This is a genomic window from Flavitalea antarctica (assembly GCF_054461535.1).
The window spans coordinates 26,887-40,438 of sequence record NZ_JBTLQG010000002.1 but is presented as its reverse complement, the minus strand read 5'-3'; the positions used below and the strand labels follow the sequence as shown (position 1 = coordinate 40,438).

Annotated in this window: 17 protein-coding genes; 9 read left to right on the top strand and 8 right to left on the bottom strand. The window is 42.8% G+C overall.

The annotated features are described in order from the left end of the window. Positions 1-45 precede the first annotated feature (45 nt). Entirely contained in the window at positions 46-639 is a 594-nt protein-coding gene (locus tag ACX0G7_RS02490) for a hypothetical protein (protein ID WP_458921833.1), read from the top strand. A gap of 101 nt (positions 640-740) precedes the next feature. Continuing rightward, a complete protein-coding gene (mtgA, locus tag ACX0G7_RS02485; RefSeq protein ID WP_458921832.1) occupies positions 741-1,445 on the top strand; it encodes a monofunctional biosynthetic peptidoglycan transglycosylase in 705 nt (234 codons plus the stop codon). Positions 1,446-1,533: 88 nt separating this feature from the next. Here the strand turns inward: mtgA and ACX0G7_RS02480 are convergent, their stop codons facing one another. The 5 genes from ACX0G7_RS02480 to ACX0G7_RS02460 form a co-directional block, all read right to left on the bottom strand. Further along, positions 1,534-3,213: an ArnT family glycosyltransferase gene (locus tag ACX0G7_RS02480; RefSeq protein WP_458921831.1), complete on the bottom strand. Its 1,680-nt coding sequence runs from the start codon at positions 3,211-3,213 to the stop codon at positions 1,534-1,536. A 101-nt stretch (positions 3,214-3,314) separates the two neighbouring features. Continuing rightward, on the bottom strand, positions 3,315-3,866 hold the full coding sequence (locus ACX0G7_RS02475; RefSeq protein WP_458921830.1) for an AAA family ATPase: 552 nt from the start codon (positions 3,864-3,866) through the stop codon (positions 3,315-3,317). Beyond that, complete coding sequence (gene pnuC / locus ACX0G7_RS02470; protein ID WP_458921829.1) at positions 3,845-4,486, bottom strand: nicotinamide riboside transporter PnuC; 642 nt, start codon at positions 4,484-4,486, stop codon at positions 3,845-3,847. Before pnuC ends, ACX0G7_RS02475 begins: the two co-directional genes overlap by 22 nt. Positions 4,487-4,540: 54 nt before the next feature. After that, positions 4,541-5,137, bottom strand: a complete 597-nt coding sequence (locus ACX0G7_RS02465; protein WP_458921828.1) for a NifU family protein — start codon at positions 5,135-5,137, stop codon at positions 4,541-4,543. A gap of 154 nt (positions 5,138-5,291) precedes the next feature. Continuing rightward, positions 5,292-5,684 (bottom strand): MerC domain-containing protein, encoded by a 393-nt coding sequence (locus tag ACX0G7_RS02460; RefSeq protein WP_458921827.1) that lies wholly within the window; start codon positions 5,682-5,684, stop codon positions 5,292-5,294. Positions 5,685-5,807: 123 nt separating this feature from the next. Between ACX0G7_RS02460 and ACX0G7_RS02455 the strand changes: the two genes are divergently transcribed. Together ACX0G7_RS02455 and ACX0G7_RS02450 are read left to right on the top strand one after the other, a co-directional pair. After that, entirely contained in the window at positions 5,808-6,458 is a 651-nt protein-coding gene (locus ACX0G7_RS02455; RefSeq protein WP_458921826.1) for an SCO family protein, read from the top strand. 23 nt (positions 6,459-6,481) lie between these two features. After that, on the top strand, positions 6,482-6,901 hold the full coding sequence (locus ACX0G7_RS02450; protein ID WP_458921825.1) for a Fur family transcriptional regulator: 420 nt from the start codon (positions 6,482-6,484) through the stop codon (positions 6,899-6,901). 262 nt (positions 6,902-7,163) lie between these two features. Here ACX0G7_RS02450 and ACX0G7_RS02445 read toward each other — a convergent pair whose 3' ends face one another. Beyond that, positions 7,164-8,888 carry a M3 family oligoendopeptidase gene (locus ACX0G7_RS02445; RefSeq protein WP_458921824.1) on the bottom strand — a complete coding sequence of 575 codons (1,725 nt, stop codon included), beginning with the start codon at positions 8,886-8,888 and terminating at the stop codon, positions 7,164-7,166. 469 nt (positions 8,889-9,357) lie between these two features. Beyond that, complete coding sequence (locus ACX0G7_RS02440) at positions 9,358-10,074, bottom strand: DUF5606 family protein (protein WP_458921823.1); 717 nt, start codon at positions 10,072-10,074, stop codon at positions 9,358-9,360. A gap of 140 nt (positions 10,075-10,214) precedes the next feature. Here ACX0G7_RS02440 and ACX0G7_RS02435 point away from each other — a divergent pair, with 140 nt between their 5' ends. The 5 genes from ACX0G7_RS02435 to ACX0G7_RS02415 all read left to right on the top strand — a co-directional run bounded on the left by ACX0G7_RS02435 (position 10,215) and on the right by ACX0G7_RS02415 (position 12,751). Further along, the gene (locus ACX0G7_RS02435; protein ID WP_458921822.1) at positions 10,215-10,787 is read left to right on the top strand and encodes an RNA polymerase sigma factor; all 573 of its coding nucleotides are present in this window, start codon (positions 10,215-10,217) and stop codon (positions 10,785-10,787) included. Positions 10,788-10,827: 40 nt separating this feature from the next. Then, positions 10,828-11,163, top strand: coding sequence for a hypothetical protein (locus ACX0G7_RS02430; RefSeq protein WP_458921821.1), 336 nt, complete (start codon positions 10,828-10,830; stop codon positions 11,161-11,163). Further along, on the top strand, positions 11,163-11,675 hold the full coding sequence (locus tag ACX0G7_RS02425; protein WP_458921820.1) for a Spy/CpxP family protein refolding chaperone: 513 nt from the start codon (positions 11,163-11,165) through the stop codon (positions 11,673-11,675). Before ACX0G7_RS02430 ends, ACX0G7_RS02425 begins: the two co-directional genes overlap by 1 nt. Before the next feature lie 93 nt (positions 11,676-11,768). Beyond that, on the top strand, positions 11,769-12,173 hold the full coding sequence (locus ACX0G7_RS02420; RefSeq protein WP_458921819.1) for a hypothetical protein: 405 nt from the start codon (positions 11,769-11,771) through the stop codon (positions 12,171-12,173). A 305-nt stretch (positions 12,174-12,478) separates the two neighbouring features. After that, the gene (locus tag ACX0G7_RS02415; RefSeq protein WP_458921818.1) at positions 12,479-12,751 is read left to right on the top strand and encodes a hypothetical protein; all 273 of its coding nucleotides are present in this window, start codon (positions 12,479-12,481) and stop codon (positions 12,749-12,751) included. Between the two features lie 139 nt (positions 12,752-12,890). On the opposite strand, the gene ACX0G7_RS02410 is transcribed toward ACX0G7_RS02415, so the two are convergent. Further along, positions 12,891-13,544, bottom strand: a complete 654-nt coding sequence (locus ACX0G7_RS02410; protein ID WP_458921817.1) for a DsbA family protein — start codon at positions 13,542-13,544, stop codon at positions 12,891-12,893. Positions 13,545-13,552 lie beyond the last annotated feature (8 nt).

The following is a 13,552-nucleotide window of genomic DNA, read 5'->3' as shown; positions in this document are numbered from 1 at the left end:
TACAGCACCTTCGCATAACAGGTCATTTTTAAATTGCATCGTTATATGATTAGACTTCTACTATCGGTGATATGCTTTTTAATGATTGCAGAATTAAAATCGCAGGACGATTTTATCGTACTGAAAAAGAAGAACAATCGTACACTCAAGACTTATGGGCAGGGTTCCTATCTATCAGCTAAAACTAATACGGGCTTTCAGTTAAACGGTTTCATAACTGCAATCCGGAATGATTCGATCTTTATCAGGCAACAGGAAACAAGACTTGTGGCTACTGACTTTGGACAAAAGATTGATACCCTCTTTTACACATTCGGCTTCGATCATCGTAATATTACTGAGTTTTATTTTCATAATGAGTACGGTACAAACATGAGTAAGCGGGGTTTTGCACAAACTACATTACCAATACTTATGATAGCCGGAGGTACAGGATATATAGTCCTTGAACTGGTAAATACGGTGTACAGGAAAGAGTCGTTAAATGAAGGTAACAAACTGGTTTCCCTCGGCATTGCAGCGGCAGTAGCGGGCACGGGCATTTTGCTTACTACCATGAACAGGCAAAAGGACAAGGTAGGCAAGAAATACAGGGTGCATTATATCAGGAATGCAAGGGGTGTAAAACCAGAAAAATGAAGCTCTTCATTTGATTTATTTACGTTCCTTCGCGCAATTATTAATATTGCAGGGCCGTTAATTGACCTGCCTTAAGTGTTGCAACCAAGTATTTATCCGGAATGGCTATTAAAACTAAAGGACTGGGTCTTCGAGTATGGAGATTTTTAAAGAGGCTATTTATTTTTTTATTCATTTTTCACCTCTTTTATGTACTCATACTCAAATGGGTCAATCCTCCTATAACCATGACCCAGTTTGTGAGCTGGATAACCGGTGATGGATTGAAACGGGATTATGTTTCCTATTCAGAGATGTCAAACTATGCAAAGATCGCAGTGATCTCTTCCGAAGATCAGTTATTCCCTGAGCACAATGGATTCGACTGGAAAAGCATTGAGAAGGCAATGGAGCACAATGAGAAGAATCCAAAGAAAATCAGAGGTGCTTCAACTATCAGCCAGCAGGTTGCAAAAAATGTTTTTTTATGGCAAGGCAGAAGTTGGCTTCGCAAAGCCTTTGAAACCTACTTCACATTTTTGATCGAAATTGTTTGGGGTAAGAAAAGAATACTCGAAATGTATCTTAATATTTCAGAGATGGGCACGGGCATATTCGGGATTGAAGCTGCAGCCAGGTCCTATTTCAAAAAGCCGGCTTCGCGCCTCTCGAGAACAGAGAGCGCGATGATTGCAGCCGGCCTCAGAAATCCAAAAAAATACACCGTTAAACCGCTTTCTAAATTTGTTGCCTCGCGTTATCCCTGGATTCTGAGGCAAATGAACAACCTCCAGCATGATGACGGGATCCAACGATTACTTCAATAGCTGTTCTGTATGATCGGGCTCATCGCATACTATCGTCACTGAGAAAATGGAATTTGTTGAGGCTTCGACAAGTGTTTTTTCTTAAGGCTTACTTCATCTCAAAAGTAAACGTCCCGCTATTCAAAGTTGGCTGATTTGTTATTCTTGAGTCAGTGGCGAGGCGGCCAGGATAAACCCCCTTGCCGATAGGTACGGGAATCTGTAACCGGATGGTTGTTTTCAATTGCCGGATCGTATCCAGGGTAATATTAGTAGGGTAGTAATCCGGAAGCGTATCATTGTTCACAACAGCGAACTGGATCTGTGCGCGGTTGTAAGGGGAACGTTGGAATAAGGGGAGATAATGATCCGGGACGGATATTTCACAATCGAGCGAGACTGATCCGTTCGCTGCCTGGACATTCCTGATGTCCCTGAACTGAATTTTTGAAAAAGAGAAAAATGAGTCAATAATTGCGCCGCCATTAATTTGTCCTCCTTTCCCCGGAACGGAGTCCTTCAAAATACCGGGATCATACCTGCCTAACGCAAACACCGTTTTTCCCGTTAATGAATCGCTTACCGGCCAGTAATTAAAATTGTTTCTTCTGTAGTCAGGCGTATTAAGTGAATAAGACTCGATGCCTGTGTAGAACCAGTATTTTGATGCCTGTTGGTATGAGCTGATTGCTACCAGGGGCAGGCCCTTTGATTTCTCTCGCACGCCGGCCGACCAGCTTTTGTTCTGATGAAACTCATCCTTTTTCACCAGCCTGGAACCATGAATATCTATTACAAGATATACCCTGAACACCAGCACAATAGCGAGGCTGAATATAACGGTATTGAACACCCATTTTTGTAACTGTGGGCGATCAGTCATGTATTGATGGCTGAGTATGATCAGGGCAACAATAACCGGCACTGTCCAGTTTGGTTCTACCCGCCCTTTAACGGTACTTACCAGGAAAAACAAATAGAAGCCGATCATTGAAAACTTTAGTGCTTTTTCAGTAAGGGATAGAGGGCGGTGCCGGAAAGCAGTCCACAGGAAAAACCAGCCCATTAACGGTCCTGCAAGCAATAGTTGTCCCAATAAATATTCAGTTGTAAATGTAAAGCGGTAATGCGTTGCATTTCTCTCCACAAGGTGGTATTGTACAGAAGGAAAATCATGTGTGTATTGCCAATAGAGATGTGGTGCAAATAATATCAATGCGAAAACTGCCGCCAGGTACGTCTGATATTTAGAAAGCAGTTTCGGGTTGGACAGTAGCGTGAAAAAAACAATCAGTATGCCGTGATATTTACTGTATAACATGAGGGCTATATTCAACCCTAGTAAGGCTGTGTTGGCGATGCTCATATTATCAACGAACCGGCGATAGAGAAGGAAAAACAGTGCAGTAAAAAACATCAGTGGCAGATCAGGTGCAGCTATTATTCCTCCTACCTGTGCAACTGCGAGCGACATCAGTATTCCATAAAACAGCAGCGGATTTTTTTTTGCAAGCAAGGCTTGTATCACGATTAAAGTGGCCGTATTGATAAGAACGATCATAAAACGGACACCAAGTTCGCCGGGAAAAAGAAGGGAACCTCCTTTGATCAGCAATGCGATCATCGGGGGATGATCATAATAGCCCCAGTCTAAAAAATTGCTGTAAATCCAATAGTAAGCTTCATCGTCAAGTAACTCTGTTGATGCTGCCTGTATTATGTTCATAGCGAACCATGCTCCATAAAATACCAGCTTATCATATTTCTTTACAAAGGCGAGTAGATCCATACTTTGCAAAAATAGCGGAATATCGAAGCGGCCGGGCATCGAAATGAAGACCGGTAACTTCAACCGTGTCCGTGAATTATATTATGACCTGATTTTGATGTTTAGCCCGGAGCAAAACATTTGTCAACGGCGTCTATTGCGACATGTACCCGATGAGAGTATTCACCACTTATATCAATCCAGGGTACATCCTGCGAGATGAGGATCTCCTTATAAATGTTATAAAGCCGGGTCCTGCTTTCAAGGTCAGGATACTCTCTGAGCTGATCTTTCACCCAGGGAAGGTCCACGTTGCAGAGAAGATAAAGATCATATCTCCTGGTAGCCAGCTGCTCAAGAATCCAGGCATGGCATTTCTGAAAAACAAATTCACACCACACCTGCATCACATACATATTTGTATCGATAAACAGGAGTTTATCCTTGTTTTCCGGGTCCTGAAGCACGGCTTTTTCAGTTTGCATCTCCAGGGCTAACTGACCCTGCGCAATAGTCAGCAGATCATCATAGTCATAGTTCATACCGTGATCAATAAGAAAGCTTCTCGCAAACTCGGGCACCCATTGCGTGTGATAATACTCAGCAAGCTCCTTTGACAGAGTAGTTTTTCCGGTCGACTCCGGACCTAAAATCACAATTCGTTTTGTTTCCATCTCAGATTTCCTGTCTGTTTAATCTTTTTGTTCCAGGTTATATAACCCATAATCGCAAGTACAAGCAACACCATAAACTGAACGCTCGTAAACACTGCCTGTTTATAAAAATATAGTGGGATGGAAGCTATATTCGTAAGTATCCACCAAATCCAGTTTTCAAGTTTTTTCCTGGCCATCAGCCACATCCCGGTATACGCGGAGGCGGAGGCAAAAGAATCAGCAACAGGCACATCGCTGTTTGTGAATGTCTTTAATACCAGGTACAGTACGAGCCAGGAGGTACTGAAAAATAAGATCGAGCTTTTCCATTCGGCACCGTTACACCTGGTAATCTTCAGTACATGTTCTTTGCCGTTTTCCCTGGTTTTGGCCCAAAGTATCCATCCATATATACTCATCACTGTATAGTAGAAATTCAGGCTGGCCTCTGCATAGAGATCCCACCAGAACAAACAGAAATAGGTATAGAGAATAGTGTTTATGAGGCCTGTAGGGTAAACGAGAATATTTTCCATACGGGAAAAAACAACACTTGCTATCCCAAACAGAACGGCAGTAAATTCAAGCCAGGTTGTTTTTTGAAGTCCGTCGAAAAATAAACGAATGATTTCCTGCATATCATAAAAAAAAACCTTCCGGCAAGGAAGGTTTGGTATACGGGTGTGAAATTACTATTCTGCTTCTGCAACTACCTCGGACACCTCAGGGATCATTCTCTTCATCATTCCTTCAATTCCCGCCTTAAGCGTGATCATTGATGACGGACAACCACTGCAACTGCCTTGCAGCATCAGGTTTACCACGCCGTCGTTGTAGCTTTTGAACTGGATAGCACCACCGTCCATTTCAACAGCCGGTTTTACATAATTTTCCAGCAATTCTTTTATTCGTTTTACAACATCATCATCGTCTGCAGCAACTGTGTTGGAACTTTCCTGTTTCATTGTTGCAACTTCTTCCTCGTTTACAACGGGCTTATTTTCTTCCAGGTATTCTTTCAAAAACTGGCGGATAACAGGCACTACGTCGTTCCACTCGGTTTCATTGGTTTTTGTCAATGTCACAAAGTTGCTCGCAATAAACACCGCCCTGATAAAGGGGAATCCAAACAGTTCTGTTGCCAGCGGAGATGGTTTTGCACTGCTGATTTCGGCGAAATCAATGCTTTTTCCGGGATAAAGAAGTTTGTTCGCGACAAATTTCATTGTTTCCGGGTTAGGAGTCATCTCGGTATATATACTGATGACAGGGTTTCCTGTTTTGATCATACTCACTAATTTAATTACAAAAATAACACAGTTTGGGTCTTTTTGGTTGGGTTTTTTGAAAAAGCTTTGCCATCAGGGTTTCTGCCCGGGGTTTGTGCAGCTTGTTTGCATTTAACGTAGTTACGCTCCCTTCAGGTATAGCGGCCGGATACTTTTAATGATCACAGTCCTCCTTGTGCGCGTGGTCATGAATACGGCAGGCGCGGTAGTTCATCACATGCGCTCCGATGATGAGCAGTACCGCGATGGGAAGTAACCAGATCTCGAAATCGTGCCATACCTGTTTAGCCACCAGGAAAGTTATGCCAGCGAGGAAAATGATAAGCGGGTAAAATTTGTGGTGATGTTTTCTGAACCCATGCCATAGAGAATAGGTACCTATACCCGCTGCAAGAAAAATCATGAAATACTCAAAATTCATGTTTTCTATGATGTTAACACCAAAAACCGGTAAACTGGTCAGCACAAGCGGAAGCACGGCGCAATGGATCGCGCAGGCCAGAGAGGTGGCTACACCCATTGCGTCCCAGTTAAATCTAAAATTCATCGCTGCAAATATACTCGAAATATGCCCACAACTGCAACTAAGTTGCAAATGATTTGTTAGTAGATTCGTTAAATGCACTTTTTATGCTGCAGGTGCGTTGTAACTTTGCGCCAATAATCAGATATGAGCAAGAAATTCCTGGCATATGTCGCTTTTTTCGCGGTCCTCGCGGTAGGATTCTATTTTGTGATGACGAAGCTGATTCCCGGCTATGGAGACGTTAAATTGCCTGTGCAAAGCACAGTGCGGCCGTTTGCGTTTACAAACCAGGATGGCAGACAGGTGTCGGAGAAAGATGTATTTGGAAAAGTTTATCTCGCTGAATTTTTCTTTACTACCTGTAAAAGTATTTGTCCGATCATGAATACCAATATGAAGGTTGTTCATGAGAAGTTCAGAAATGAACCAAATTTTGTGATCCTGTCTCACACCTGTGATCCGGCTACCGACAATGTGTCGAGAATAAAGGAATATGCTGATTCGCTGAAGGTAGATACAAACAAATGGTGGTTTCTTACCGGTCGTAAAGACAGTCTTTATACTGCAGCAAGAATGAGCTATTTACTGGATGACCCCCAGAACAATGGAGGAAACATTGATGAGCAGTTTCTTCACACGCAGTTTATCGCCCTTGTTGACAAAAATGGAAAGGTTCGAAAGATCTATGATGGATTGAAGAAGGACGAGCTGGCTGAAATCAATGAGGACGTTCCAAAATTATTAAAGGAACCGACAACCGGTAAGCGCTTTGCCAACAACATGTTTGGTAATTGATGAATTTTGTAACTTTAGGTCAGATGGAATTTTTGATCGATAACATATTAAAGAAGAACCAGCTTAGCGTGACTGGCAGTCGTAAAAAAATTCTCGAACTTTTTTTGCAAAGCAGTGGTGCGCTTGCCCATTCGGATATTGAGAAGAAGACCGGTGAAAAGTTTGACAGGGTAACTGTTTACCGTACACTGCAGTCTTTTCTTGACAAGGGTATTATACACACTATTCCCACCAGTGATAATTCGATCCGGTATGCGTTATGCAAAGATGATTGCACAAAGGGCCATCATCACGACAATCATGTTCACTTTGTTTGTGACAAATGCAGCAATACTTTTTGTCTTGATCATGTAACTATCCCCGCGGTTAAGATGCCCGTTGGTTTTAAGGCTTCAGAGTTCCAGATGATCGTCAACGGAATCTGCAAAAGCTGCCAAAATTAAGTTTTTGTTAAGCCCTTAATTTTTCACCTGGTCGGATGTTCCGAATCGCTTTTTCCTTAGCTGATTATTGATTTTTGTCTTTTTTACATTGACCAAAAAAAGAAAGCCCCGATGTAGAAACACCGGGACTTTTGGTTAAGGCTCTGATTAGTAGCTATTTTGAAAGACTTAAAGTCTTTTGAATTGTAATGGTAACTAAAGGCATACAAAGATAACGGCTTGATTCAAATAATCTATACCACGTACAGGGTATTTTTTACCGTTAATTAACTGTTTGATTGTATTCATTTCTCACAAAGTCAGTCAGTTCCCTGATATGATCCGGAGAAAAATCGAATACAAGCCCCGCTGCTTTATAAAGTTCAGGAAGTGTTTTTGTACCTCCGAGCTTAAGAGCGCTGACATAATTATCCAGCGCTTTTTCCTTGTTGTTTTTAAACTGCATCCACAGGCCAATTGCGCCTAGCTGAGCGATCCCATATTCGATGTAATAGAAAGGTACCTCAAATAAATGCAATTGTCTTTGCCAGCTTGATGCGCGGTAATTTTCAAGGCCAGAGAAGTCCACTTCTGATGATGAAAACTCTTCAAGGATCCTTTTCCAGGCACTGGTCAGCTCTTCTGAGGTGTAAGTCGGGTTCTCATAGATCCAGTGTTGAAACTTATCGATCGTTGCTATCCACGGAAAAATCGTAAGTACCCTTTCCAGCTGTCTTTCTTTTGCTCTCCTGATGTCTGCCGGGTTGTCCAGGTAAACATCAAGATAGTCTAACGTAAAAAGTTCCATCGCCATACTGGCCACTTCCGCTATCTCCATTGGGTATTCCTTGAAGGAACTGAGTTCAAGCGGATGACTTAAAAAAGAGTGAACAGCATGACCACCTTCATGAACCATTGTGGTAACATCACTCATCTGGCCGGCAGCGTTCATAAAGATGAACGGCGCTCCGGATTCTGCCAGGGGACAGTTATACCCTCCGGGAGCTTTTCCCTTACGGCTGTCCAGATCAAGGTGTTTCATTTCATTCATCTGCCTGAGGCAATCAGCGAAAAATGGTCTTAGCCGGGCGAAGCAGGCGATTGTCTTTTCAAGTAACTCTTCACCGGTACTGAATGGCCGCAACGGTTCGATACCTTCCGGCTGCGCCTCAAGATCCCATGGCCTTAATGTCTCAAGTCCGAGTTGTTTCTTTTTGTTTTTATAAACAAGGTCAACCAGCGGAAGGATATGTTTTTTTACGGATTCGTGAAACTGGTAACAATCTTCTTTCGAATAATCGAATCTTCCGAGCTCTTTGAACTTGTAGTCGCGGTAATTGGCGAAGCCTGCATTTTTCGCAAGCTGATCACGTTTTCCAACAAGTGTTGCAAAAAGGTCACCTAACTGATGCTGATCAACGAGCCTTCTTTCATTGATTTTTCGATATACTGTTTCACGGAGTTTGCGGTCGTGGCTTTCCAGAAATTTTGCAGCCTGTTGCAGGGTATATTCTTTCCCTTCAACTTCGATTGTCATTTTACCTGAAATCACGCCGTATTGTTGTTGCAACACGCTTAGTTCAGCCTGGATAGGAATGTTTTCTTCCCTGAATAACTCTATACTTTTTTTTACGCTACGGAGATATGTAAAGTATTTACCCTGTTCCAGGTTTGACGTGAGCGGACTGTCAACCAGTTTACGGTTAAGCTTGTCAGCATAAGGCTGGATCTTCGGTTGAATTTCCAGGCAGAAAAAATTAAATGCTTCTTCCAGTTGCTTGTTCTCTGTGTCACAGGTCATTTTTATCTGCCGCCAGCATGCATCTTCACTCACCACGGCTTCCATCTCACTCATATCTTTCAACCAGTGTTCGAGATCTTCAGCAGAGTTAAGCTCCCTTTCCAGCAGATTTTTGAAATAAGGCTCCAGGGATTCCCAATTAGTTACTGCGAAGTCCCTGGGTAAGAACTTCCGTTCGATCTTCTGTATTGTTGCAGTTTTTTCCATGTTCATTCGGTTAATTCTTTCAGATGTTATTACAATTTCCGCTGGTTAATGTTTCAGGATATGCCTGAGTGACTTTCTGTTCGCGATGATACCGGTGAATACTATTCGCCGTCAGAGGCACCGCTGGCTACCATCGCGCAGTCACGAGCGCGGATGACACCATTTCGCGATCATAATTGCGGTTGACTACAATACACAGACATAATAACGGGTGACTGGCATTTCGCGATCATAATGACGTATAACCAGCATTTCGCGATCATAAGAACGTATAACCAGCATTTCGCAACCATAAGCACGGAAGACTACCCTGTCGCAATCAGAACCGCTCCTGACCCGCATTTCGGAGGTGCCTTGTAACCAGGTCCCTGGCATTAAACGACATCAGGATCGGGTCGAATGGTTCAACCCGATCTTGAATGTTGTTCAGCGATCCCTTTCGGTGATCTATGATCAATGATAATAAATTTTATGATTTCTTCTTCGGCGCCGCCTTCTTTTTAACAGGCTCTATTGCTTCCGATTCTTTTACGTCGCTATCTTTTTTAGCCTTTGGTGCGGCCTTTTTTTTGGGAGCTTCGTCTTCAGCAGCTTCGTCCTTTTTCTCCTTAGCGGGTGATTTTGCTGTGGCGCTTTTTGCTGTTGCTTCCTTATCAGCCTTGCCAGATTCTTTATCCTTGCCTGGCTCTTTATCTTTCGCAGATGCTTTATCAGCCTTCTTTGCCGATGGTTTATCAACAGCTTGCTCATCAACCGGCTCTTCATTACCACTGGTCTCATCAGCAGTTTCTTCCGCCGGGGCTTCTGTGAGCTTCAATTCAACATCATTTGCTTTGAGTACCTGGAGCCATTTAGCCATTTTTTTCAGATCGCTCGTGTACACACGCTCAAAGTCAATATCAGGATAAACAGTTTCAAAATATGATTTGAGTGCTGCTGCGTCTTTACCATCAGGTATTTTTTCGCTGCTTTTGTCCATTGCCTGGAACACTTCAACCAGGTTTACATTATCACGAACCGTATATATCTCGATGCTCTCCAGGTGTGAAAAATTATGGATCCTGCTGGATACAAATTTTGTCGATTTATCATCCAGCGAGCGGACTATAGCCCCATCGTTCTTACTGCTCAGCAATTCGTATAATCCCGGCATTCCTGTAACTGAAATTATTTTTCCGTATTCCATTTTCCGATTGTTTAAAAAGACGTGCAATATAAATGGAAATAGGCAAACCGCATTCCAAATATTATTATGTCCTTACCAGCAGCTCATTGTAGTGATTCATAATTTTTACGTAATATCGTCTACAGTCAAAAACCTCGGCTTTGAATGAATGGATTTTAATCGGGCAGCTAAAGCAGGGGGATCAAACCGCTTTTAAGAAGATAGTCGAGGCCTGGCAGGATTTGGTCTATAATACAGCTTTCGGTATCGTACAAAATGCTGAGGATGCCGAAGATGTTGCCCAGGACGTTTTCGTACAGGTGTATGAATCGATTCACAATTTCAAGGGAGAATCGAAGCTTTCAACCTGGCTTTACCGGATAACTATCAGCAAGGCGATGGATCATATCCGGCGCAAGAACAGGAAAAAACGTTTCGCTTTTGTTAAAAACCTATTCACTGATCACAACGAGGCGGTTGTCCACCCGCCTGATTTTAATCATCCGGGCGTGATCCTGGATAACCGTGAGAAATCGGCTACTTTGATGAAGGCTGTGGATAAGCTGCCTGATAATCAGCGTATTGCGTTTACGCTTCATAAAATTGAAGGGCTCAGTTACCAGGAAATCAGCGAAGTGATGGAAACAACGGTGTCATCGGTAGAGTCGTTAATGCATAGGGCAAAAAGCAACCTGAAGAAAAGCCTTGAAAAATTTTATCAGCAAGATAAATAGAACACAAGTTTTTTTTTCTATTCACGTCAAATTATAGTGTATGAAGCAAAATGATTCTATAGACTACCGGGTGGAAGAAACCATGAATAGCCTGGACGGCCTCCAAAAAGCAGGTCCCGGACCGTTTTTTTATACCCGTGTAATGGCGAGGATGGAAAATGAGCAGAAGAATCTGTGGGAGACCATCACATCTTACCTTACAAAACCCTTTGTGATAGCGGGAGTGGTTTCCTTTATACTTTTGTTGAACGTTTCTGTTATATTCAGGGAATCGGGTGCTTCGGCCGATCTGGCTGACCAACCTGATATTTCGTTGGTTGATGAGTACACTATCGCATCAACTTCCTTTTATGATTATTCAAACGCTGAACCCTGATGAATAGCAGTTCCCGTAGCAGAAGGTTGATAGTCATAATTATAATTCTGCTCCTGACAAACATTGCATTGCTGGCCTTTTTTCTGTGGCCAAAACCTGACGGATCAAAAAATACCGCAGGACCCAAACCAGGCTATGGTATGGCGGAAACGCTTAAAAGGGAGGTCGGTCTTGATTCTCAACAAGTCCGGGAACTTAATCGTCTTCGTGAAGAACACTGGAAGAAGATGAAGCCATTGTTTGAAGATCTTCAGCATACAAAAAATGAGTTTTACCAGCTCCTGAAATCCCCCGAAACGCCCGATTCAGTTATTGATAGTGCTGCTTCGCAAATCGCCCAGAAGCAGAAACTGGTCGACCTTCAGGTGTTTCAACATTTCCGCAATTCGAGGATGGTTTGTACTCCTGATCAGCGCCCGAAATACGATTCCCTGGTCCAGATAATCATTAAACGCATGTCTGGTTCATCACGCGGATCGAATAACCGCAAACGTGAGGGAGAGAATAAATAAATAGCTGTTTTACCCACGCCTACCCGCAAGCGCAGGTGAAGTTCAGACGTCTTATCCAGGTACATATTCACTAACACAAAAAAAGCTATATTAATGAAGACAAAAATCAGCCTCCTGGCTATTTTCATGTTCGCTGTTACCTGCATTACCTATGCCCAGGGCGGCGGCGGATATCAAATGCCTTCCGCAGAGGAAAGAACCAAGACAACAATGGAAAAACTTGCCGAACTAAAACTTGACAAGGATCAGGCAACGAAGACCGACTCCGTCTTTGTTACATTTTATCGTGCTCAGGCAAAAAAGTTTGAGGAAATGAGAGCCGGTGGTGGAGAGATTGATCGCGAAGCAATGCGCGCAGAAAACGAAAAAATGGTTGTTGAAAGGGATGAAAAGCTGAAGAAGATTTGGTCAGCTGAACAGTTTAAAAAGTTCAAAGATGAGATAGAACCTGCAATGCGTCAAAGGCGCAGCGGTGGCGGTGGTGGTGCAAGACCATAGTTTCATCAACAATATCTTTAAAGGCCGTCCCCTGGGACGGTTTTTTTTTGAGTATTTCCAGGATGATACCAGGTTCTTCGCTGAATAGTCGCACCTGTCTACTTAACCATTTGCAGGCCTTGCGGAATCAAGATCAGGATGATAGATGAGGACAAAGGCATATCCACTGTTGGTTTATTGGGTAAAATACTGCTCGAAGACCTGGGAACATGTTGAAGTCTTTCCCTTGCTTATGTAAAGACATGGGATTCTGCAGAGATTGCACCGGGCATGATATTAGAACTATCACTTCAAACTGGATTGATATGGAAAAACTAGAGAAACTCAAATTGATGGATAAAATTCTCCGCGAACTGGAGGATACTATTAACAGCGAAACTGCGCTGGTAAAAAAAATAGCCCAATTGGAAGCGGAAAACATCAACCTGGGAGATAGTAGTCTTGAGAAAAAGCTGCCTGAGATATTCGAGCAGATAGACAGTGCGCTTGCTTCAACTACAGAATTACAGAATGAGTATATCGCTATCCGTGATAAGTTCTCGAAGGATAACAACCTCGAGGGAACACCGGAAGCATAATAACTTTTGACGTACTGATCACACTTCGTACGGTGATGGCAAAACACACTTTGTGCGCCAATTATAAAATACCTTTCGTAAAGTGCATGTAAAACACCTTAACAAGAAAGCCGCGGGATTAATACCAGCGGCTTTCTTATTAGTTGTCCGACATTTCCGTCTTAATTACTTGTATGATACGGCTATCAATTGTTTCGAAGTCTGTATATCCCCTGGCAACTAAATGAAACTTTGATTCAGAAACCTGGAAAAGTACTGCGGGGAAGCCAGTGACCTTTAACTGCTTTACAAGTGCAAATTCATAATTGGCTTTTTCCACATATTCAGCAGAAGTTAAATTGCGGTAAAATTCATCGTGCCCAATGTGATATTTATCAAGCAGGTGTCGGTATGCTTCGTTATCGCAGAGATCCCGACCTTCAGCAAACAAGGACTCCTGAAGATCTGCCGCGAATGAAGCCTGTAATGCGGGATACATATCTTTAAAAATTGACATCGCAATCGCGGGCTTCCGGGAATCGGGAAACCAATCGCTTTTATCAGGGTTCATAATATGCCACAGGTAATCAGAACCGAACTTAACGCCGGTAAGGTTTTCGACCTGGCTGACTGATTCGCTGGAATATACTGCCGTTATACTGATATGTTTTGGTGGATCAGCTATTATCATCCCCCCAGACAGCACTTCAACAGGCATGCTTGTTCTATATTTCTGCGCTATTTGACGCATCACCGGGCTGAAGGCGTAACACCATACGCAGTAGGCATCATAACAATAAATCAGTTGTTTCATCTGGTAAG

Coding starts and splice junctions, on each gene's coding strand:
- ACX0G7_RS02490 (WP_458921833.1), top strand. CDS start 46: ATGATTAGACTTCTACTATCGGTGATATGCTTTTTAATGATTGCAGAA.
- ACX0G7_RS02450 (WP_458921825.1), top strand. CDS start 6,482: ATGGAATTTTTGATCGATAACATATTAAAGAAGAACCAGCTTAGCGTG.
- ACX0G7_RS02410 (WP_458921817.1), bottom strand. CDS start 13,544: ATGAAACAACTGATTTATTGTTATGATGCCTACTGCGTATGGTGTTAC.
- ACX0G7_RS02465 (WP_458921828.1), bottom strand. CDS start 5,137: ATGATCAAAACAGGAAACCCTGTCATCAGTATATATACCGAGATGACT.
- ACX0G7_RS02445 (WP_458921824.1), bottom strand. CDS start 8,888: ATGGAAAAAACTGCAACAATACAGAAGATCGAACGGAAGTTCTTACCC.
- ACX0G7_RS02480 (WP_458921831.1), bottom strand. CDS start 3,213: ATGGATCTACTCGCCTTTGTAAAGAAATATGATAAGCTGGTATTTTAT.
- ACX0G7_RS02420 (WP_458921819.1), top strand. CDS start 11,769: ATGAAGACAAAAATCAGCCTCCTGGCTATTTTCATGTTCGCTGTTACC.
- ACX0G7_RS02430 (WP_458921821.1), top strand. CDS start 10,828: ATGAAGCAAAATGATTCTATAGACTACCGGGTGGAAGAAACCATGAAT.
- mtgA (WP_458921832.1), top strand. CDS start 741: ATGGCTATTAAAACTAAAGGACTGGGTCTTCGAGTATGGAGATTTTTA.
- pnuC (WP_458921829.1), bottom strand. CDS start 4,486: ATGCAGGAAATCATTCGTTTATTTTTCGACGGACTTCAAAAAACAACC.
- ACX0G7_RS02475 (WP_458921830.1), bottom strand. CDS start 3,866: ATGGAAACAAAACGAATTGTGATTTTAGGTCCGGAGTCGACCGGAAAA.
- ACX0G7_RS02425 (WP_458921820.1), top strand. CDS start 11,163: ATGAATAGCAGTTCCCGTAGCAGAAGGTTGATAGTCATAATTATAATT.
- ACX0G7_RS02415 (WP_458921818.1), top strand. CDS start 12,479: ATGGAAAAACTAGAGAAACTCAAATTGATGGATAAAATTCTCCGCGAA.
- ACX0G7_RS02455 (WP_458921826.1), top strand. CDS start 5,808: ATGAGCAAGAAATTCCTGGCATATGTCGCTTTTTTCGCGGTCCTCGCG.
- ACX0G7_RS02460 (WP_458921827.1), bottom strand. CDS start 5,684: ATGAATTTTAGATTTAACTGGGACGCAATGGGTGTAGCCACCTCTCTG.
- ACX0G7_RS02440 (WP_458921823.1), bottom strand. CDS start 10,074: ATGGAATACGGAAAAATAATTTCAGTTACAGGAATGCCGGGATTATAC.